Origin of the sequence: Hymenobacter koreensis (assembly GCF_039541855.1) — a bacterium.
GTDB lineage: Bacteria > Bacteroidota > Bacteroidia > Cytophagales > Hymenobacteraceae > Solirubrum > Solirubrum koreensis.
On the sequence record NZ_BAABHA010000002.1, the window covers coordinates 407,268 to 428,573 of the forward strand.

General features: G+C 57.3%; 17 protein-coding genes. 7 read left to right on the plus strand and 10 right to left on the minus strand.

The window, feature by feature from the left end:
* Positions 1 to 142: 142 nt before the first annotated feature.
* Positions 143 to 2,455 carry a LysM peptidoglycan-binding domain-containing protein gene (locus tag ABD903_RS04640; RefSeq protein ID WP_345221833.1) on the plus strand — a complete coding sequence of 771 codons (2,313 nt, stop codon included), beginning with the start codon at positions 143 to 145 and terminating at the stop codon, positions 2,453 to 2,455.
* 82 nt (positions 2,456 to 2,537) lie between these two features.
* Here the strand turns inward: ABD903_RS04640 and ABD903_RS04645 are convergent, their stop codons facing one another.
* Positions 2,538 to 3,605 (minus strand): fatty acid desaturase family protein, encoded by a 1,068-nt coding sequence (locus ABD903_RS04645; protein ID WP_345221835.1) that lies wholly within the window; start codon positions 3,603 to 3,605, stop codon positions 2,538 to 2,540.
* 371 nt (positions 3,606 to 3,976) lie between these two features.
* Here ABD903_RS04645 and ABD903_RS04650 point away from each other — a divergent pair, with 371 nt between their 5' ends.
* The 4 genes from ABD903_RS04650 to trxA all read left to right on the plus strand — a co-directional run bounded on the left by ABD903_RS04650 (position 3,977) and on the right by trxA (position 9,353).
* Entirely contained in the window at positions 3,977 to 4,432 is a 456-nt protein-coding gene (locus ABD903_RS04650; protein WP_345221836.1) for a hypothetical protein, read from the plus strand.
* A gap of 96 nt (positions 4,433 to 4,528) precedes the next feature.
* Positions 4,529 to 5,032: a hypothetical protein gene (locus ABD903_RS04655; RefSeq protein WP_345221838.1), complete on the plus strand. Its 504-nt coding sequence runs from the start codon at positions 4,529 to 4,531 to the stop codon at positions 5,030 to 5,032.
* A gap of 172 nt (positions 5,033 to 5,204) precedes the next feature.
* Positions 5,205 to 8,891, plus strand: coding sequence for a DNA polymerase III subunit alpha (gene dnaE / locus ABD903_RS04660; protein ID WP_345221840.1), 3,687 nt, complete (start codon positions 5,205 to 5,207; stop codon positions 8,889 to 8,891).
* Between the two features lie 132 nt (positions 8,892 to 9,023).
* A complete protein-coding gene (gene trxA, locus ABD903_RS04665; RefSeq protein WP_345221841.1) occupies positions 9,024 to 9,353 on the plus strand; it encodes a thioredoxin in 330 nt (109 codons plus the stop codon).
* A gap of 97 nt (positions 9,354 to 9,450) precedes the next feature.
* Here the strand turns inward: trxA and ABD903_RS04670 are convergent, their stop codons facing one another.
* The 3 genes from ABD903_RS04670 to ABD903_RS04680 form a co-directional block, all read right to left on the minus strand.
* Complete coding sequence (locus ABD903_RS04670) at positions 9,451 to 10,392, minus strand: TonB family protein (RefSeq protein ID WP_345221843.1); 942 nt, start codon at positions 10,390 to 10,392, stop codon at positions 9,451 to 9,453.
* Positions 10,393 to 11,246: 854 nt separating this feature from the next.
* Positions 11,247 to 11,711: an Lrp/AsnC ligand binding domain-containing protein gene (locus tag ABD903_RS04675; protein WP_345221845.1), complete on the minus strand. Its 465-nt coding sequence runs from the start codon at positions 11,709 to 11,711 to the stop codon at positions 11,247 to 11,249.
* Positions 11,712 to 12,125: 414 nt separating this feature from the next.
* Positions 12,126 to 14,327 carry a protein-disulfide reductase DsbD family protein gene (locus tag ABD903_RS04680; protein ID WP_345221847.1) on the minus strand — a complete coding sequence of 734 codons (2,202 nt, stop codon included), beginning with the start codon at positions 14,325 to 14,327 and terminating at the stop codon, positions 12,126 to 12,128.
* Between the two features lie 149 nt (positions 14,328 to 14,476).
* Between ABD903_RS04680 and ABD903_RS04685 the strand changes: the two genes are divergently transcribed.
* Positions 14,477 to 15,811, plus strand: a complete 1,335-nt coding sequence (locus ABD903_RS04685; RefSeq protein ID WP_345221849.1) for a hemolysin family protein — start codon at positions 14,477 to 14,479, stop codon at positions 15,809 to 15,811.
* A gap of 20 nt (positions 15,812 to 15,831) precedes the next feature.
* On the opposite strand, the gene ABD903_RS04690 is transcribed toward ABD903_RS04685, so the two are convergent.
* The gene (locus tag ABD903_RS04690; protein ID WP_345221851.1) at positions 15,832 to 16,353 is read right to left on the minus strand and encodes a gamma carbonic anhydrase family protein; all 522 of its coding nucleotides are present in this window, start codon (positions 16,351 to 16,353) and stop codon (positions 15,832 to 15,834) included.
* A gap of 82 nt (positions 16,354 to 16,435) precedes the next feature.
* Here ABD903_RS04690 and ABD903_RS04695 point away from each other — a divergent pair, with 82 nt between their 5' ends.
* A complete protein-coding gene (locus ABD903_RS04695) occupies positions 16,436 to 16,933 on the plus strand; it encodes a hypothetical protein (protein ID WP_345221853.1) in 498 nt (165 codons plus the stop codon).
* Here the strand turns inward: ABD903_RS04695 and ABD903_RS04700 are convergent.
* The 5 genes from ABD903_RS04700 to ABD903_RS04720 form a co-directional block, all read right to left on the minus strand.
* Positions 16,930 to 17,913 carry a radical SAM protein gene (locus ABD903_RS04700; RefSeq protein ID WP_345221855.1) on the minus strand — a complete coding sequence of 328 codons (984 nt, stop codon included), beginning with the start codon at positions 17,911 to 17,913 and terminating at the stop codon, positions 16,930 to 16,932. The two genes, ABD903_RS04695 and ABD903_RS04700, sit on opposite strands and share 4 nt — an antisense overlap.
* A 69-nt stretch (positions 17,914 to 17,982) precedes the next feature.
* Entirely contained in the window at positions 17,983 to 18,741 is a 759-nt protein-coding gene (locus ABD903_RS04705; RefSeq protein WP_345221857.1) for an endonuclease III domain-containing protein, read from the minus strand.
* 134 nt (positions 18,742 to 18,875) lie between these two features.
* Positions 18,876 to 19,589: a YiaD family glycine zipper/OmpA-like lipoprotein gene (locus ABD903_RS04710; protein WP_345221858.1), complete on the minus strand. Its 714-nt coding sequence runs from the start codon at positions 19,587 to 19,589 to the stop codon at positions 18,876 to 18,878.
* A gap of 424 nt (positions 19,590 to 20,013) precedes the next feature.
* Positions 20,014 to 20,313 (minus strand): YMGG-like glycine zipper-containing protein, encoded by a 300-nt coding sequence (locus ABD903_RS04715; protein ID WP_345221860.1) that lies wholly within the window; start codon positions 20,311 to 20,313, stop codon positions 20,014 to 20,016.
* Positions 20,314 to 20,509: 196 nt separating this feature from the next.
* A complete protein-coding gene (locus ABD903_RS04720) occupies positions 20,510 to 21,250 on the minus strand; it encodes a YiaD family glycine zipper/OmpA-like lipoprotein (RefSeq protein WP_345221862.1) in 741 nt (246 codons plus the stop codon).
* Positions 21,251 to 21,306: the final 56 nt, after the last annotated feature.

The following is a 21,306-nucleotide window of genomic DNA, read 5'->3' on the forward strand; positions in this document are numbered from 1 at the left end:
GCAAACGCCCGGTTCCAAGTGAATTATTTCAACCCAACAATGCTTGTTTTCAGCCGAAAAGCCCCCACACGCGGGTTTTTTTCGCCTATTTTGTAGGCTGAGGGGCCGTCCAGCACCGTCGGGCCCACTTGCTTGCCTGTTTATGAAACGACTGTTGCCCCTGCTGATTTGGTTGCTGCTGCCTTTGCTGGCCGTGGCCCAACGTGCTGCCCCTGCCCCCACGCTGCCCACCGTTACGGTACCTTCCGAGCTGGCCTTTGCCGGCCTGCGCCTGCGCCTGAACGATGGCGGCCGCGCTGCCGTGCAGCAGAAAGTTGACGCCTTGCGGCGCCACCCTACCTCGTTCCAAACGCGCGTAGCCTTGGCCGACGCCGCCTTTCCGCTCATCGACCGGGTATTTCAGGAAGAAGGCGTACCGCTGGATTTCCGTTACCTGTGCCTGCAGGAAAGCGGCTTACAGGGCGACGCCCAAAGCATCCACGACGCCGTGGGCTACTGGCAGTTCAAGCGCGAAGCAGCCATCGACTTCGGTCTGGTAGTGAACGACCAGGTAGACGAGCGCAAGCACTTGGTAGCGGGCACCCGCGGGGCGGCCAAGTACCTGCTGCGCAGCCAGCGCATGTACCAGAACTGGCTGAACACGCTGCTGAGTTATAACCTGGGTCCGGGCGGCGTGAAGCCCTACACCCTGCCCACCGACGCCAACGCCACCGAAATGGCGGTGACGGAGAAAACGCACCAATACGTGCTGACTTTCCTGGCCCACAAGCTGGCCTACGAGTCGGCGGTGGGGGCCAACCCGCGGCCGGCCATGCGCCTGCGCGAGTACCCGGCCGTGGCGGGGCAGTCGTTGGAAGTGCTGGCTAAGGCCCTGCAAACCGAGCCGGCCGAAATGAGCAAGCACAACCGCTGGCTGCTGACCGGCACCGTGCCCACCGACAAAACCTACACCGCGCTGGTGCCCGTAACCGACTCCCTGCAACTGCTGGCCATGTCGGTAATGCAGAAGCAGAACGCCACCAAGCTCATCAGCAAGCCCGAAACCGACCCCACCGATGCCGCGTTCGTGAGCGTGAACGGCATTCGGGCCGTAGTGGCCTTACCGGGGGAGTCGAAGGAGGAGCTGGCCCGCCGAGCCGGATTGAAACTGCGCAAGTTCATGCAGTTCAACGACCTGAAAGCTTTCGACCCCATAGTAGTAGGGCAGCCGTATTTCGTGCAGAAAAAGCGCGACAAGGCCGATACCGAATACCACGTGGCCCAAGCCGGCGAAACCGTGGCCACGGTGTCGCAGAAATACGGCGTGCGCGCTAAAGCCATTCGGAGCAAAAACCGCATGGTGGTCAACGAAAACCTGCAACCCGGCCGCGTGCTTTGGCTGCAGCACACCCGTCCGCGCGAAGTAGCTGTGGAGTTTATTCAAGCCGATGCCGGCGCGGTAGCCGCGCTGGAACGCCCGTTGGGTCAACCCGCACCCCGTCCCGAAACAGCCGCTCCTGCTCCCGCCGAACCCGTAAAACGCAAAGCCCCAGAAGCTGAAGCGACTAGCCGTACGCCCGAAACCGTGCGCGGCACTGCTACTGGCAACAACGATACCACCGTCACTCCGGCTCAACCTACGGCTCCCGCCAACGCCGATGCCGACAGCGGCGTAGAGAGTCTGAACGAAGTAGCCGTGGATACCAACTCGGCTGCCGTCGCGCAGCCGGCTCCCGCCCCTGCCTCAGCCTCCGCCGACCGCGGCCTGTACGCTGGCGGTACCGCCAAAAAACCGCTGCCCGCCTCGGCCCCGGTAGCCGACGAACCACAGGGAGAAGAGGAAGTCGTGGTTGCGGAAGCCGAACCCGTTAAACCGGTTACGCCGCCCGTAACGGAAACCCCCAAGCCAGCCGCGCCGCCCGTTGCGGCTGCTAAACCAGCTCCTGCCCCACCCGCTACGCCGGCCACCGCTTCACCAGTCAAGCCAACGCCCACAGCTGCCCCAACGACCGTTACCACCGAGGTAGTAGCCATTCCAGCTAACGGTCAGCACGTGGTGCAGCCCCGCGAAACGCTTTACGGTGTGGCCCGGCGCTATGCCCTGGCTCCTGCCGACTTGATTGCCTGGAACAACCTGCCGGCCAATCCGGGCCTGCGCACCGGCCAAGTTTTACGCCTCACCAGCCCGGCAGCCGGCACCGCACCCGGCGCCAGCCCGGCCGTTACGGCCTCGGCGAGCAAACCCGTAACGGTGGCAGCAGTACCTGCCGGTAAACCAGCCGCTCCAGCTGTGGCTCCGACCGCTGCACCAGTCGATGGCGTGGTAAAGCACACCGTAGCGGCTGGCGAGTCGATGTACGCCATTTCGCGCAAGTACGGCGTCACCATCAAGCAGATTATGGAGTGGAACAACAAACCCGATTTCAACGTGAGGCCTGGCGAAGTACTTACCCTGCGGCCGGCCAAGTTGAACTAACAAATCATAAGTAGCTGCTTCGCTAAAAACACAGCGGGGGACGCCTGGTAGGCGTCCCCCGCTGTGTTTGGGCACTGCTGCGTTAGGCGGCCATGGAGGCCGGCTGCTGCCGGGCAATTTTACGGGTGCGGTTTTTCAGAAGCTCAATTACCTCTTCATCGGAGCGGTACCGGTCGCCGAGGTTCACGAAGTTCTTGGCCAGCAGGTCGTAGCGCTTGGTCATCAGCCAAGCGAATACGTGCAGGAAGTGGATGCCGTCGAACACCACCGAATCGTGCTGGATATACTTATGCACGTTCTTCTGGAAGTTAGCCGGGTGCTCGGTCCAGTGCAGGCCGGGGCGCACGTGGTGGCTGGTGTGGTAGCCATCGTTCCAGCATTTGTGGTTGTACTTGGTGTTCAGGCACGTAATGCTGTTCGTGTAAGAATTACCGGGGTCCTGAGCATCCACAAAGGCGTGCTGGGTCCAGTTGCCCAGCATCATGATGATGCGGGAAATGACGAAGGGCAGCACGAACACCACCAGCGTAGCCGGCCAATTCACCAGCCACAGCCCAATGCACAGCGCAAAAAAAGCTATTTCGCCACGTAGAGAGCGGAAAAGAAACCTCCGCTTTCGGGTTTGAATGAAGTAGTGCGACATGTGAAAAATGCCTACGAACATGAACGTGCCCAGGTACTGCAGAAACCCGCGCCACGAGTCGCGCTGGTAGTGCATAGTGGAGCTGCGGTCCTCGGTCTGATTGTTTTCGGCGTGGTGCATACCCATGTGGTGGGTATAGTAGGTTTCCGGCGTTTGCCCGAACAACGGACCGATAACCCAGGGCAAGTAGTGATTCAGGAAACCGTATTGCTTCTTGAAAATGGGCCGGTGGCAGCTGCAATGCAGCATGAGCCCGAAAGGCCCTTTGAAGCGGATGTTGTTCAGGAACAAGTACGCTGCGGCGGCCAGCCACCAAATGCCGTTGGGCAAGCCCGGCACGAACAGCAGCACGGCCAGCGGAATAAGGGTAACACTGATTTGGAAAATGAGGTAGAGAAAGGGCAGGTCGCGCGGGTCCTGGGCGAAGCGCAGCAGCCATTTACCAAACGCCGACACCTGTTCCTCGGGGTTGTAAACCCGGTCTGTAAGCGGGAAAAGGGGTTTCATACGGATTCTTAATGAAAGGCGAAACGGAGAATTCCTCCGAAGATTCCGGTACTGCCCGAGTTAAAAACAGGTTTCAGCCGGAAGTTGCGCTTGTAACTGGCTTAACGAACAAAACACGGCTTCCGATGCCTGGCTGCTTTCTGCGAAGCCGGGCGAAAGACCGTTTTAGTGCTCGTACCGGCCAAGGTAGGCCTTTCCCGCTCGTAGGCCGGGTAGCGCGCCCATGCGCTTTTTCTGATTTACTGCGTTTATTAGGCAGCAGGCGTTTGTTCGTTTACCTGCTCAACGCTTGTCGCACTGCCTTTCTGCTTCTCTCCCAGGCTATTTGGGACCGAGCAGTGTGCCGATTAATTCTTCGCAACTTAAATTTTATGAAACGTCTTTTTGGTCTTGTTCTGCTCCTTTTTCCTTTCACGCAGCCGCTGCTGGCGCAAACCAAGCCAAGTGCGCCAGCACAAGCGGCCGCGGCTACCAGCCTTCAAGGGCGCGTGAATCAGTACTACACCGACCTCACCCAGCGCCTGCGCGAAATCTACTTTGCGCCCAGCGACGGACGAGCCATTGCCTTGCTCAGCACCACGCTGCAGGAAATGAGTGCCCGCCGCAAAGGGCTGCAGACGGAAATGCAGCAATTCAGCCAGAACGCAACGGCGGCTGGTAAACTGGCAGCCTGGCAAAAGGAGGTACAAGCGGTGCACGGCAGCACCTCGGCCGCGAAATTCCCGGAACGCTTCGTGCGCAACCCTGCCCTGGAATCGGCCTACACGCGCTTTATGGCTGCGCGATTAGAAGAGCTAAACCCCAAACCGGTCAAGAGCGCCCAGTAGTGCAGCGGTTGTTAATGCACGGTTTGGCCGACGGGTTTTATGCTTATGCCTATCTTTTGCCCGCTCATTCTATCACCTGACCTTCTCCCTGAGTTCATGATTCGTTCGTTCTGCATCGTACTTCTATCGTGGGTACTGGCTTTATCTGCCGCTGCCCAAACCGCCAAACCTGCTGCTGGTCCCGAGGCGCAGGTTAACCAGTATTTCAACGATTACATTGCCCGCATGGAGCCGGTGTACAGCGCCCCTACCGATGCGGCAGCCATTACCCTCATCGACAAAGTCATTAAGGACTTTTCGCCGCGTCAGGCCGTACTAGCCAAAAGCGTAAACCAATGGCTGGCCACCGCCAGCCCCGCCCAGCAGAAAGCCGCCCTTATGCGCATGCAAAAAGCGCCTTGGGTGGCACGGTACAGCAACATGGTGGCATCACCGCAACTCATGAAATTCATGGACCGCGAGAAACGCAATTCACAGCTAAAAGCCGCCTCGGCCCGTCTGATGGCCGCGAAACTTTACTCCGCTGGCTCACTTTCAAGCGCCACCATTCTCAAAGAACAACCCGCCGACGATACGGAATCGGAGTTTGTGGCCGATTAATAAGAACCCGTAGGCGCAGCCGATTTATTTCCCGAAAAGGATGGCTTTAAGGGCCATCCTTTTTTTGTGGCTGATACACAAAACATCGAGCCCGGCAACTTTCGCCGGGCCTGATTCGGCGGTAACTTTACCTACCGGTTCGGGTGTTCTTTCACCGAATCACCGCCTGCTTATGCCCACGTTCTCGCACCTGCACTGCCACACCCAATACTCCCTGCTCGACGGCCAGGCCAGCATCAGCGCGCTGATGAAAAAAGCCCAGGCCGACGGCATGCCCGCCGTAGCCCTTACCGACCACGGCAACATGTTCGGGGCGTTCAACTTTGTGGCCGAGGCAAATAAGTACAACGTGAAGCCAATCGTCGGCTGCGAGTTTTACTTAGTGGAGGACCGGCACAAGAAGAGCTTCAGCCGCGAAAAAGGTGAGCGGGACGTGCGTCACCACCAGTTGCTGCTGGCCAAGGACCAAGCCGGCTACCACAACCTGGCCAAGCTCTGCTCCATGAGCTTTATCGAAGGTGTGTACTCGAAGTACCCACGTATCGACAAGGAGCTGTTGCTGCAGTACCACGAGGGCCTCATTGCCACCTCGTGCTGCATTGGCGCCGAGATTCCGCAGGCCTTGCTGTGGAAAACCGAAGCCGAGGCCGAGGAAAAGCTGAAGTGGTGGCTCGACGTGTTCGGAGAGGACTACTACATCGAAATCCAGCGCCACGGCATCGAGAACATCGATAATACCGGCAAAAGCCAGGAAGACCTCAACCAAATTCTGCTGCGCTGGGCCCAGAAGCACAACGTAAAGGTCATTTGCACCAACGACTCCCATTACGTCGACCAGAACGACTTTGCCCCGCACGATTTGCTGCTGTGCGTAAACACCGGCGAAGAGTACAGCATTCCGGTTGGTGACTTCCAGACCAAGTATTTCCGCCTGATTTCAGGTAAAAACGAGGTACTCTACGACCACCTCGACCGCCTGCGCCCCCTGGCTGGGCGCGACGAGCAGGTGCGCCGCCAGCTCATGCGCATCGACGAGGAAATGCAGCTGCCTAAGCCCCGCTCCCGTTTCGGTTTCCCCAACGACCAGTTCTATTTCAAGACCCAGGCCGAAATGGCGCTGCTCTTCCACGACGTGCCGGAGAGCCTAGACAACACGAACGAAATCGTTGACAAAATCACGCCGCCCAAGCTGCAGCGCGACATTCTGCTGCCCAACTTCCCGCTGCCGCCCGAGCATCCCACTGCCGACGCTTTCCTGCGCCACCTCACCTTCAAGGGTGCCTTCGAAGGTCCGCGCCCGCGTTACTCCGAGCGCACGCCCGAAATCGAGGAGCGCCTCGACTACGAGCTGCGCGTGATTGAAACCATGGGTTTTGCGGGCTACTTCCTCATCACCCAGGACTTCATCAACCACGGCCGCAACATTGGCGTGGCCGTGGGCCCGGGCCGTGGCTCAGCCGCCGGATCGGCCGTGGCCTACTGCATCGGCATCACCAACATCGACCCCATCAAGTACTCCTTGCTGTTCGAGCGTTTCCTGAACCCCGAACGCGTGTCGATGCCCGATATCGATATTGACTTCGACGACGTGAACCGTCAGAAAGTCATCGACTACGTGGTGGACAAGTACGGCAAAACCCAGGTGGCCCAGATCATCACCTTCGGTACCATGGCCGCCAAATCCAGCATCAAGGACGTGGCACGGGCCATGGAGCTGCCGCTGCCGGTTGCCAACGACCTGGTAAAAATGGTACCCGAACAGGTGGGCACCACGCTGGCCAAGGCCTTCGCCGAAAACCAGGAGCTGGACATGATCCGCCGCGACGACGCGCCGGACAACTTGCGCGGCCAGATTCTGCGCCTCGCCGAGCGCCTCGAAGGCTCGGTGCGCAACACCGGCATCCACGCCGCCGGCGTCATCATCGCGCCCGACGACATCACCAAGTACATTCCGGTTTCGACGTCGAAGGACTCCGACCTGCTCGTTACGCAGTTCGACGGCAAGGTCATCGAATCGGCGGGGATGCTGAAAATGGACTTCCTGGGGCTGAAAACGCTGACGATTATCGTCGACGCCATCAACCTTATCGAGAAGAACCACGGGGTTAAAATCGACATCGATGAAATTCCCATCGACGACCCGAAAACCTACGAACTGTACCAGCGCGGCGACACCATCGGCACGTTCCAGTTTGAATCGGAGGGCATGCGCATGTACCTCAAGGACCTCAAGCCCACGAACATTGAGGACCTGATTGCCATGAACGCCCTCTACCGTCCGGGCCCGATGCAGTTCATTCCGAACTTCATCAACCGCAAGCACGGGCGCGAGGTGGTGGACTACCCGCACGAGCTGCTGGAACCCATCCTGAACTACTCCCAGGGCATTATGGTGTACCAGGAGCAGATCATGCAAACGGCCCAGATTCTGGCCGGCTACTCCCTGGGCGGCGCCGACTTGCTGCGCCGCGCCATGGGTAAGAAGGACATGAAGAAGATGGCCTTGGAGCGGGAAAAGTTCTGCGAGGGCGCCGAGAAGCTGCACGGAATCAAGGCCAAAAAGGCCAACGAAGTGTTCGACGTGATGGAGAAGTTTGCGGCCTACGGCTTCAACCGCTCCCACTCCGCCGCCTACTCCGTGGTGGCCTACCAAACCGGCTACCTCAAGGCCCACTACCCGGCCGAGTACATGGCCGCGGTGCTCACCAACAACATGGGCGACATCAAGAAGGTGACGTTCTTCATTGAGGAAGCCCGCAAGCAGGGCGTGCAGGTGCTGGGGCCCGACGTGAACGAATCCATCCTGAAGTTCAACGTGAACGAGAAGGGCCAGATTCGTTTCGGCATGGCCGCCGTGAAAGGCGCCGGCGAAGCGGCCGTGGAAGAAATGGTAAAGGAGCGCGAAAAGGGCGGCCCCTACCAGGACATTTTCGACTTCTCACGCCGCGTGAACCTGCGCGCCGTGAACAAGAAGACCTTCGAAAGCCTGGCCCAGGCTGGCGCCTTCGACTCGTTTGAGCGCTACCACCGCCGCCAGTACTTGGAAGGCGCCGGGGCTGGCGACCAGAACGTCATCGAGAAGGCCATGAAGGTGGGCCAACAGCACCAAGCGGCCAAAGAATCGGCGCAACAAAGCTTGTTTGGCGGCGGGGGCGGCGAAATGGCCATTCCTATGCCCAAAGTACTGGACATGGAGCCTTGGAGCCCCACCGAGAAGCTGCGCCGCGAAAAGGAAGTGGTGGGCTTTTACCTCTCCGGCCACCCGCTCGACGACTTCAAGCTCGAAATCGACAGCTACTGCACTTGCGGCCTCGACAAGATTGAGACCTACAAGAACCGCGACATTACCGTGGCCGGGCTGATTTCGAACGTGATGTTCAAAACCACGAAAACGGGCCAGCCCTTCGTGAGCTTCAACATAGAAGACTACGACTCCAGCATAAACCTGGCCCTGTTCCGCGACGATTACAGCAAATTCTCCCCGCTGATTAACCCGCGCAACTACGACAAAGAGCAGGTACCGCCCATGTTTATTCGGGGCAAGTACGCGCAGCGTTTCCGCGACTCCGACCAGTTCGAGTTCAAGATTATGACCATGGAGCCGCTGTTCAATGTGGCCGAAAAGCTGGCCAACGGTGTGCGCGTGCAGCTGGATTTGCGCACCATTACGGAGCCCTTCATGGACCGCTTCATGGAGGCTGTAGAAGGCTGCCAAGGCTCCAAAAAGCTGGAAATTAAGTTCGCCGAGCCCCACGAGCAGCTAACCGTAGACACTTATTCCCGCCGCTACCGAATCGAGCCCAAGGAGTTCATTAGGCGTATGCGCGAAATGGAAATTGATGCCTGCCAACTGATATAAATAGCAGCATTGTAATACTTGAACTTTCTCCCTTGGAGTATGTTTGACAAGCAATCCACTACCTTGCGCGCCCAATCTGCGTAAGCACAAGGACTCAACACTGACCCCCACTTTCACCAACTGAATACGACAATGGGACATAAAGCCATTGAAATAACCGACGCCAACTTCGACGAAATCATCAACTCGGATAAACCCGTGCTGGTGGACTTTTGGGCTGAATGGTGCGGTCCGTGCCGCATGGTAGGCCCGGTAGTAGAGGAGCTGGCCGGCGAATACGAAGGCCGTGCCGTTATCGGCAAAGTAGATGTAGATGCCAATCCGCAGACCTCGGCCAAATTCGGCATCCGCAGCATTCCTACGCTGCTGGTGTTCAAGAACGGCCAAGTGGTTGACAAGCAAGTAGGCGCCGTGCCTAAGCACGTATTGGCCCAAAAGCTGGAAGCCCAGGTTACGGCGTAGGTTTGCCCTAATCCGAAAGCAAGCGGCCCCGCATCAAACAGATGCGGGGCCGCTTGCTTTGTTACGGCCCTATTCACAGGCGCTCCAAACTGGTGCTTCACCAAGAGGCCCGGGCCTCTATGGGCGGCGTGGGCGCGGGTTTATGCCCGCCAAACAACCGAAAATCCGGCGCGAAATGAATGGGTACGGTGTACGTAAAGGCCGTGGGCACATTGTACTCGCGGCCGGGCTTAAAGCGGGGTAGGCTGCGCACCACCCGCAGAGCTTCGTTATCGACATCGGCCGAAAGCCCGCGCACCACGCGCACCTGCCCTACCCGGCCGTCTTCGCCCACGGTATAGCTGATGTACACTTTACCGGTAATACCCTTGCGGCGGGCGTCTTTGGGGTACTCGGTGTGCATATTCAGGTATTCGAGCAGAGCTATTTCGCCGCCCGGAAACGCTGGTGGCACCCGCCGGAGCAAGGGGCCGGCCTGCAGGGCACCGTTTTCGTTGTAAAACGTTAACGCGGTAGGCAAACCCCGCTCAATGCTTTCCACGGCGGCGAGCTGGCCGGAATCGTAATAAAAGCGCCAGTCACCGAGGGGGCGGCTGCCCACGTATTGGCCCTCGGAGCGTTTCTGTCCGTTGCGGTGCACGCTCAACCAGCGGCCGTTGCGTTGTCCGTTGTCGTATTCGCCCCGTTCGCGCACCTTGCCGTCGTCGTACCAAGCCACGAAAAGCCCGTTCACTTCGTCGTTACGGAAGTAGGTTTGGCTGGCCTTCACTCCGTTGGGATGATACCAGGTGAATTGCCCAGCCCGCGTAGGCGGTTCATCGGGGGTTAAAAAACCACGTAGCAGTAAGGTGCCATTCATGGCGTACTCGCGCATAGGCAGCAAGCCGCCCGACTCCGGCCGCCGCTCCACCACGCGGTAGTGGCTTGCGCTGTCGGGCACGGTCTCTTCGCCCCGCTCATTGAGATACACGGCGGGCAGGCTTTGCGCAACTCCCGAGAAGGCACCAGCAAGCAAAAGTGCGACGAGCAAAGATTTCATAGCCGTGAACAAGCGGCAGTTGGTTACGGGCAACGGTCGTTAAATATACGTTTAGTTGAACTTGCTAACGATCAAGGCTCTGGGTTTTTTACAAAAAAATAGGTACCGGCCATGGCGCCACCCACGACCGGCACCGGGCGCTTCCAAACCGAAAGCGCACCTGCACGCGTCTCTGCTTCGTCTCCACCTGCACGAAGTAAAGGCCGCGTTGCAATCATTCTACCGCGTGCCGCCACTGGGCACTGTGAGTAGTAAAGCCAGTGAAATAGCTTGCACCACCTATGTAGCTACGCAGCGGTACACAATCTTGTGGGCTGCTATAAGCGCCGTTTGTAAACAAGAGCAACGGCTGATCGTGCGTGGCTCGATTGGCCCGTTGTTTAGACCTGGTCGTCCACCCGCAAGGACGTATAAACCATTGTTTAAGAGACCTTAATTTGCAGAACCTGGTTTTCTTGAAAGCCGCACACATTGCTTTCACTAATGGAGTGATGGAAGGGGCTCGTTTTTCGTTCCACTGATACCAACCGTTTATACTACCAGCAAGCCAGTGCAAACGCTGATTAGGAACAGACGGTGACCTGCTGGCAAGTGTGACGAAAGGCACCATGCGGCGGCGAATTGGGTGGAGAGTTTAAGGGTGTCGCGAGCGAAGCATGCCAAGCAGCAATAGCAGCCTGCTCACATAAGCATGTAATTATAGCTTTATATTTTTGCACTTTATGCATCAATTTAAAAACCACCACCTATTTTTTTCTAATGTCTAATGTTCTGAGTATAGTGCTACTTTAATCTAAAAGCCCCCAGAGAGCTTAATGCTTTCTGGGGGCTTTAGCTGATTAGCGCGTTAGCGGCTAAATCAAGTGTATTGGCCGGTTCAATGTCTCCTCCAAAGAAATGAGCGTTTCTGTTCGCTCGATACCCTCAATCAACTGAATTCGGTCGTGCAATACATCACGCAGGTGTTGGGTATCCCGGCATACCAGCCGTGCAAACACGCCATACGCTCCCGTAGTGAAGTGAATACTGACCACTTCGGGAATATCGCGTAGCTGCTCAGCCACGCTACTGTACACCGAGCTCTTCAGCAGGTAAATGCCGAGAAAGGCATTAACGCCATAACCCAGCTTGGGGTAGTCTATTTTTAAAGTAGCTCCCCGAACGATGCCCAACTCCTCCAACCGAGCCATGCGAACGTGTACCGTACCTCCCGACACGTGCACCTTCCGGGCTATTTCGGTGTAGGGCATTTTGGCGTCTTCCAGCAACAAAGCCAGGATCTTGCGGTCGGTGTCGTCAAGTTCGTAATTCCGAGCCATTTTGAAAGGGGTTGTTTAGGAAAGTGTCAAAACTTAGTCATTTAAATAAAAATATTGTAAATATTAACCCTTATAACTGAATATATTTCACAGGAGCAAACCATATGTTACATTTGTCACAATACAACGCAGAAGGTGTTGAAGATTTTGTAGAACGGGAGAATAGACAAACCTAGTCTCTTTTCCGGAGTAATGAGCGAATCTCCCGTGTATAAAGTGGGAATGCGCTTTGCGGAGGTTCGAGCCCTCCATCTACAACCAGGGATGATAGTGTGAAGAGGGAACTTATTGGGACGTATCTGGGTGGGTGCGTCCTTTTTCAAGAGGCGGCATCTGGGTGGGTGCCGCCTTTTTTTGTCGCCCTAAAAAGCTTCCTATCTAACCGCAGCAGCTTTACGGACTGCAGGGCGCTGACTAGCGTACTACAACGGGCTGCGCGCTGCGAAACTGAGCCAGGCCGCGGTCGAGGAACTGCACGAAACGATTAACATCGGGCTCGTACGCCAGTGGCTCTACCAAGGGCTGGCCATCCGGGGAAAGCAGCACATAATACGGTTGGGCGTTGGCCTGAAAGCGGCTGATTTCGAAATCCAGGTTTTGCTCACCGATGGCCTTCTTCACCCGCTGGTCGCGTTTGGAAGTATACCATTCGTTTTCGGGTAGCTCGGTTTTGTCGTCTACGTACAGGGCTACCACCACGTAATCGTTGCGCAAGCGTTGTAGCACCTGCGGGTCGCTCCACACCGAGGCCTCCATCAGTCGGCAGTTACCACAGTTATGACCTGTGAAGTCTACAAATACGGGCTTGTTCTGCTGTTTGGCGCACCGCAAGGCCTGCTCTAAATCGAAATAGCCCTGCAGATTTAGCGGCAATTCCAGAAAGTTGCCATGGCGCGGCGTTTCGCACAAAGCACTTGGTGTAGCTCCACCCGGCATCGACACCGACGTGGCGGATGTAGCGAGAGAGAAATCGTGGCGGGAAGGGGGCGGCAGCAGCGCAGAAAGCGCCGGCAGCGGTGCCCCAAACAGGCCGGGTACCAAGTACAGCATAAACGTAAACGTTACTCCAGCCAATAACAGACGGGGTACGCTTACACGGGTGCTTTCGTCGTCGTGAGGCAACCGGATGAAACCCAGCAGGTACAAGCCCAGCAGGCCGGCCAAAACCACCCAAATGGCTACAAATAGGGCGCGGGGCAGAAGCCCCCAGTGGTAGGATAAATCAGCCGAGCTCAGAAACTTGAAGGCCAGTGCCAGCTCCACAAAACCCATCATCACCTTCAGGGTGTTAAGCCAGCCACCGGAGCGCGGCAAGCTTTTCAGCCACGACGGGAACAGGGCAAACAGCATGAACGGCAAGGCAAAAGCCAGTGCGAAGCTGAGCATGCCCAAAGTAGGTCGCAACAATTCGCCGCCGGCCGATGCAATGGCGACTGAACCCACGAACGGCACGGTGCAGGAAAAAGACACCAGCACCAGCGTAGCCGCCATAAAGAACAAGCCCGACCAGCCGCCTTTATCGGCCTGCCGGTCGACCTTGTTAACCAGCCCTGAGGGCGCCTGAATTTCGAACAGGCCCAAAAACGACAAGCCGAACAGTACGAAAATAACGAACGACACCACGTTGGGCAGCCAGTGTGAGCTAATAACATTGGCCGCGTCGGCGCCCAGTACCAGACTTAGCACCACGCCTACACCGGTGTAAATAGCCACAATGGAGAGTCCGTACACCAATGCCTTGGCTATGGATTGCCCCCGCGAACCACCCGTGCTGGTGAAGTACGACACCGTCATGGGCAGCATGGGATACACGCAGGGCATTAGCACGGCCAGCAAGCCAGCCCCGAAGGCCAGCGCCAGGTACTGCCATAAGCCCAGGGCAGTGGTACCCGCGGGCGTAGCAGCGGTATCCGAGGCAGCAACGGCTTCGGTAGGAGGCACGGCAGCCACGGGCGTTTCCGCCGCTACGGCAGGACTGGCAACATTCGCATCGGCGGAGGAATCAACTGATAGTGCGGTACCGGGCAGGGTTGCCGGAGCACTTGCCACCGCTGGGGCCGGCGTTATGGCAGGTACCGATGTGCCCGGCTGGGCTGCAGAAGCACTGGCCGCTGGGGTAGCCGGAGCTGCGGCACCCGTTACCTCAATCGGCCCGAAGACCAGACTTTGCTGACCGGGAATGCAGCGGCCATCAACGTCAGTACAGCTCTGAAAGTCTGCGTCTGCTTTTATGCTAAGCGTACCGGGCTGCAATAGCCGAATGCGTTGCCGAATTTGACCGGTGTTTTCAAAGTACGTGACGTCGCCCTTGAATACGGTATCGAACTTCTTTTTCGTGCCTACCGACTTAGGGGCTCCTACCAACTCATATGCGGGGCTCTTGGCCCAGGCAAAGGTAAAAACGGTGGGCCCCAGATCGGGGTCGAAATCGGTGGCGTAGAGGTGCCACGTGGGGTCCATTCGGGCGTTAACGAGCAGTTCCACTTCGTCGCCCACCTTGGCCGCCGATTTAGTAACGGCCGTGGCAAGCTTGGTGGGCTCCAGGACCTGTGCCCAGCTGGTCGCCGCTACGAGCAGCAGGATCCAACTCAGCAGCGCGGATTTTCTCAAAGACATAGGAAGGAGTCGGAATTTCCGAAGAAGAAACAAAGTTACGGCAAGCGTTGCACAACACTTGGCAACAACGAATGGAACCGCCTGTTCCAAATCCCGTACTTTTGAAGCACAATGGTGGCTAGGCCGACTGCGCCGCGGTTACCGCATCTATGATCTTAAAGATTGTTTTCACCCTGCTGCTGGTTTTGGCAAACGGGTTTTTCGTAGCGGCCGAGTTTGCTATTGTTAAGGTCCGCATGTCCCAAATGGAGCTGCGGGCGCAGGAAGGCAGCCGCTGGGCGCGGCTTTCACTGAAGATTCTGCACAACCTCGACGCCTACCTTTCGGCTACTCAGCTGGGCATTACCCTCGCCTCACTCGGTTTGGGCTGGATTGGGGAAAGCGTGGTATCCGATATTATACTGGCTATTATTCACCAGTTCGAGCTCAATATTTCGGACGCCGTAGCCCACAGCATTGCGCTGCCTGTTTCCTTCACGCTCATCACCATTATGCACATTGTGTTTGGTGAATTAGCGCCGAAGTCGCTGGCTATACAACGGCCTGAGGCTACTTCCTTGGCCTTGGCAGCCCCGCTGTACGCGTTTGCCTGGCTATTCCACTACCCCATTGTTATTCTGAACTGGTTGTCGGGCTTGCTTTTGCGCGCCGTCGGCCTCACGCCCATCCACGGCTCGGAGGTACACACCGCCGAAGAACTACGCCTGCTACTCGACCAGAGCAAGCAGAGCGGTGAAATTCAGGACTCAGAGCACGAGCTGATCGAAAATGTGTTTCAGTTCAACGACCGGATGGTAAAGCAGATTATGGTGCCGCGTACTCGTATTGCTGCCATCGATGTGGATACGCCCCAGGACGAGCTGTTTGAAACAGTGTACAACGAAGGTTACTCGCGCATTCCGGTGTACGAGGATAACATCGACAACATTGTGGGCGTGCTGTACGTGAAGGATTTGCTGCCGCTGGTGCGCCGCAAAGAAGACGTGGTGCTGGCCAAAATCATGCGCCCGGCCTTCTTCGTACCCGAAACCAAGAAAATCAACCGTCTCCTGCGCCAGTTTCAGCGCAAGCACATGCACATGGCCGTGGTGTCCGACGAGTTTGGCGGCGTTTCCGGTATTGTCACCATCGAGGACATCATGGAGGAGCTGGTAGGCGAAATCCAGGACGAGTACGACAATGAAGTGCCCGTGGTGGAAAAGGTATCGGAGGTGGAATACCGCGTGAATGCCTCCACCGCCATTTCCGATGCCAACGAATTCCTGCCTTTCCCCCTGCCCGAAGGCGACGATTACGAAACCGTGGGCGGCCTGCTGAACGTGATTTACGGCGCCATTCCCGAAATTGGCGACGTAGCCGTGCTCGACCATTACGAGTACCGGGTGCTGCAACGCTCACGCCGGGCTGTGGAGCTGGTGCAATTGCGCGTGCTGCAAACCGATGAGCGCGAAGCCGTGGGCGAAATGCCCAACCTGGAAAACTAGCAGCGGCAGCAGCCGTTGGTTTACCCTTCTTGCTTGAACCAGCCGGCGTACATCACGTAATTATCGGCGGTACGGCCCATGTTCTGGGCTTGCACTTCCGTAACCGGCTTGATCCTTTTGGCCGGTACGCCGGCGTATAGGTAGCCCGGCTCGCATTGGGTGTTTTCCAGCACAATGGCGCCGGCGGCGATAATGCAGCCCCGGCCCACTACGGCGTTATCCATTATGATGGAGCCCATGCCGATGAGCACGTCGTCTTCCACGGTGCAGCCGTGCACAATGGCATTGTGCCCAATGCTTACTCGGGCCCCGATGGTGGTAGCAGCCCGCTGGTAGGTGCAGTGAATAACCGCGCCATCCTGAATGTTGGTCTTCTCCCCTACCCGAATGCTGTTCACGTCGCCGCGCACCACGGCGTTAAACCACACAGTGCAGTCGGCTCCCAGCACCACGTCGCCTACAATGGTCGCGTTATCGGCCACAAAGCAGTTAGAACCGAGTTCGGGGTGTTTACCGTTCACGGGCAGTATGAGAGCGGGCATACTAGAGCTATTTAGGCGTGGGGGATTAGCTTGCGCCGGAGCCCGAAAGTATAAACCCAGCGCAGCGTTTCAGCAATTCCCGATGAATTCTCCGGCAGTTTACTTCGAAACCCAAAGCTTTCTGCGGCATTGGTGGGCCTTGCTAATGGTACCGATAGTACTAGCGGCAGTGCCCTTAGCGCTACAGCTTGGCGGCCAATGGCCAATTTCCCAGCCCATTACCTGGGTGGGCCTTGCCACCGCTTTGTTCATTGCCTTTCTGCTGCTGACACTACGCCTCGAAATTCGCCTCGATGAAACCGGAGTCCATTACCGTCTGGCTCCGCTTCACCGGAGTTGGCGCCACAAGGCTTGGGCCGAAATCAGCCGCGTTCAGGTACGCAGCTACGACCCACTCGGTGAATACGGCGGCTGGGGGCTGAAAGGCACTAGCCGAAACCGCGCCCTAAACATTGCCGGCAGTGAGGGCCTACAGTTGGAACTACGCGACGGCACCCGGCTTCTGCTGGGCACGCAGCGCCCCGCCGAGTTGCGGCAGGCTTTGGCCACGCTGAACATTACTCCTGCGCCCACGGCTTAGCGCGTCAGCATCCGCTTCCAAGTGCCTTTTGCCCAGTTGTACTTGAGGGTGCTGGGCAACGCCTGCCAGAAATACTTACTGGTTTCCACAGCAAAGCTGGGCTGCATGTAGCAGTTAATGGTGCAGCCTTCGCACTGCGGCAGTCGGCCTTCCAGTGCGGCCAAGGTTTGCACGGGTTCGGAGCGGTACAAATCGTGCAGCTTGCCATCAATAGGGAAGCTGCGCGTACCCAAGTGGTAGCAAGGCAGCACCAGCTCGTTCGAGGGTGAAATAACCAGCGTGGTGCTAGCCGCGCGGCACACGGGCGCGGCCACGTGGTTGCCACCGTCGCGGCGCAGTTGAATAAAGGCTTCGTTCAGATAAACGCCCGGGCGCTTGCCAAAGGCAGAGAGGAAGCTCAGTTCTTCTTCGCTCAACTGGTCGCCGGTTGCCACGCTGTTGTATTCGAATGCCGGATTAATAATCAGGACCAAGCCGTTTGGCCGGCTGATGTTCTGGTACACGGCCTCCAGTTGATCGAGGTTTTCGCGGAAAACGGTAAACAGGATGTCCGGCTTTTCGCCTAGCTCCTTGGCCACCCGAATGCTTTCCATCACGAAATCGAAGCAGGGCACTCCTCGGCCGCGGTCGTGCTGCTCCTTCTCGCTGGAATCGAGGGAGAAGTGCAGCATATCGATTTTTCCGCGCAGCCGCTCGGCGTACTTGGGGTACAGCATGCCGTTGGTCGTCACGGTGGTAATGAACCCCATGTCGTGCGCCAGCTCCAAAAAGTCGGGCAACTGGCGGTGCAACAGCGGCTCACCGCCGGTAAAGTCGATAACGTTTACGCCCAGCCTTTTCAGGTCGCGTAGGTTCTGCTCCACATCGGCCAGCTGAATGTAGGGCGAGGGTTTCTCCCAGATGTCGCAGAACGAACACTTGGCATTGCACCGGTAGGTGACGTAGTAATTGCACAGAACCGGATGACGAACAAGACGCATGAAACAAAGATAGGATACCAACAGGGCCCAAAACCTCAGCCGCGGTTTACACGGGCGGCTGCCGCGGCCTTAGTGCTGCTTCTTTCCTTCCCATTTGGCTGGGGTAGCCGATAAAGCAGCAGCATCGGCCGGGCCGTAATGTTCCAGGTAGTAATTACAAAAGCCTTTCAGGGGGCACGCCGGACAATTGGGCTTCGCAAAAAAGCAAATATGCTGGCCCAACCAGTAGTTGTGCTTGTGAAAGTTGAATAATGCCTCCGCATCGGGCGGCAGCAGCGCCAGCAGCACCTGATGCGCCTTTTCCACCGAAACTTTCGGCCCGATGATGCCCACGCGTTGCGCCACGCGGTGCACATGGGTATCGACGGGCAACAGCGGCTTGCGGAAGTTGAACAGCAGCACCAAAGACGCCGTTTTCAGCCCGATGCCCGGCATGTCGGTCAGCCAAGCAAGGGCTTTATCGGTGGGCCAGTCGGCCAGAAAATCCAGCGTGTAGTCGCCGGCTTCGGCCTTAATGCGGCGCAGAATTTCCTGGATGCGCGGCGCCTGGGTATCGGGCCAGCGGGTGGTGCGAATGGCATGGGCCAGTTCGCTGGTCGGTGCGGCTTCCACAGCGGCCCAGTCGCCGAAGGTTTCCAGCATGCGCGTGTACGCCAACTCTTCGTCGTCGTGGGTAGTGCGGTGCGAGAGTACAGTGCTTACCAGTTCGCGCATGGGCGTGCGGCGCGGCTCACGCGGCAGTAACCCATAGAAGTCATTGAGGATGGAGTGGTCGGCCAGTGCCTTTTCAGCGGGCAACGAGGCATAGGTGACAGACGAGGCAGGCATGCCGGGTTGTACCGCTTGGCTCGGGCCAAGGTTGCAGAGGAAAACCGAACCGCATTGGCACAAAAAAATCCGGCGGCTCCCACAAGTGGGAAGCCGCCGGATCAGCAGCGGGCGTCGGCTATGGCCGGCCCGGCTTAGATGGTGCCTTTTTCGGCAGCTTTTTTCAGCTTCTCGTTGGCGTAGATGGCAACTTCCACGCGGCGGTTCTGGCTGCGGCCGGCTTCGGTGGTGTTTTCAGCTACCGGCTCACGCGAGCCCAGGCCTTTTACTTCGAAGCGCGACGACTCCACACCTTGGTTCATGGCGTAGTTGGCTACAGCCTGCGCCCGGCGCTGCGAGAGTGGGTCGTTGATAGCGTCCGAGCCTCTGTTGTCGGTGTGGCCTTCAATCAGCACATTCGTGTCGCCGTACTTTTTCAACGTCTCGGCCAGGGTACCAATGTTTTCCTGAGCAGCCGAGGTCAACGTAGACGAGTTAGTGGCGAACAGGATGCCCGAAGCAAAGGTGATTTTAATGCCTTCGCCTACACGCTCAACGGTGGCACCAGCCATGTCGCGGCGCAGTTCTTCGGCCTGCTTGTCCATGCGACGGCCGATAAGAGCACCAGCACCACCACCTACGGCAGCACCAATGATGGCACCAGCAGCAGTACCTTTTTTACCGCCAATAACGCGGCCCAGTACGGCGCCGCCAGCAGCACCACTCAAGCCGCCAATGATACCGCCCTTAGCGGTTTTGCTCATCGGCTTGCGAGTCTTGGTGGTAGTGGTTTGAGCCTGCGAGAAAGTGGAGCCCAGCAAAAGCACGATGGCCAGCAAAAAGGCAAGGGAGGAACGAAGGGTATTCATGGGTATTAGGGGTTGGTATGGTTTCGGGTTGGTTTCTTTTTCAAGGCGAAGCACCAGGTGGTGTACTTCGTATCTGATATATGCTAGGCAACCACCTTGCCAAAAACTGAACTTCTAAGGAAAATTCAAAACAAAAGCATTGATAATCAGCTACAATAATTTACAGAAAAGGCTAAAAGGCACTTCAATCGAGGATCTACCTTACCAGCCGGCCTGCTGTATCTGACTTTACTTCTTGTTTTTTTCCTGAAAAAGCGTTCTTCGATTTGAGAATTCAGGCATTGCGGCCTTGAACGCAGCTAATCTAGGAATGTTATAGGCAATGAACGCAAAAAAGGCCGCTCCCGGATTGGAACGGCCTTTCGTACGGAAAAACAAGTTTATCCTTGCCTCTCTTTATCTGCTGTTTAGGATTGAACCAGTGTTAATCCCGCTTCGAATACTGGTCGTAGCGTACCGGGTCCTTTTTCTTGTCTTTCTTTCGGCCGATAATGGCGCCGCCTACCGCACCGGCAGCACCGCCGATAAGGGCACCTTTGCCCCGGTCGCCTTTACCGGCAATAACAGCACCGGTAGCGGCGCCGGCGCCGGCACCAATGGCGGCACCTTTGCCCTTTTTGCTCCAGCCCTTTTTCTGGGTGGTTTGGGCCTCAGCCGAAACCGATGCAGCGCCCATCAGCGAAACGCTGAGTATGGCGGCAATGAAAGTTTTATGGAAGTTCATGATTTTCAGATTAGTTCTTCCTTGGCGCAGCGGCAACGGCGCCCGTGGAAGAATCGTGAAACGATAGCACTAAAACGAAAACTTGGTACAAAAGGGTTACGCCACGTCCCTGTTATCGTGGCCCACCTAGGCGTAACGGCATAAAAAAGGCCGCACCACTGGTGCGGCCTTTCCGATTAAGGTGCGGGAATACCCGTTACAGCGTGCCGTTTTCGGCTGCCTTCTTCATCTTTTCGTTAGCGAAGATGGCTACTTCCACGCGGCGGTTGGCTTGCTTGCCTTCCATAGTGGTATTATCAGCCACCGGCTGCGACGAACCGTAGCCTTTGGTGGTAATGCGAGCCTGCTCAACGCCTTGCTGCACGGTGTAATTAGCCACCGACTGGGCACGACGCTCGGAGAGCGGCTGATTGATGGCATCCGAACCGGAGTTGTCGGTGTGGCCTTCCACCAGGATATTCGTGTCGGGGTATTTCTTCAGCACCTCGGCCATTTTCTGGATTTCGGTTTGCGAAGCGGTGCGCAAGTCCGACTTGTTTACGTCGAACAGGATACCAGCATCGAAGGTAATCTTGATGCCTTCGCCTACACGCTCTACGCGGGCGTTCTTCATATCGCGCTGCAGCTCTTCGGCCTGCTTGTCCATTTTACGACCGATAACAGCACCGGTGGCACCGCCCACAGCAGCGCCGGTAATGGCACCAATAGCCGTACCGTTTTTACCACCGATTACGCGGCCCAGCACGGCACCAGCCGCTGCACCCGCGCCGGCGCCAATCAGACCGCCTTTGGCCGTTTTGCTCATGCCGTCTTTACGCTCGCCGGTACCGTTGCTCGAAGGCAGGCTACCACTAGATGCCGTTTGCGACGATTTACATGCGCTGAACATCATGGTAAACATGAGCAGAAGCGCCAGTAACGATTTGAATGATTTCATGGTGTTGTGAGTGAAAGGAGTTGAGAGAAGGTAAGCCGTTTGTCTTTTGCCGTTAC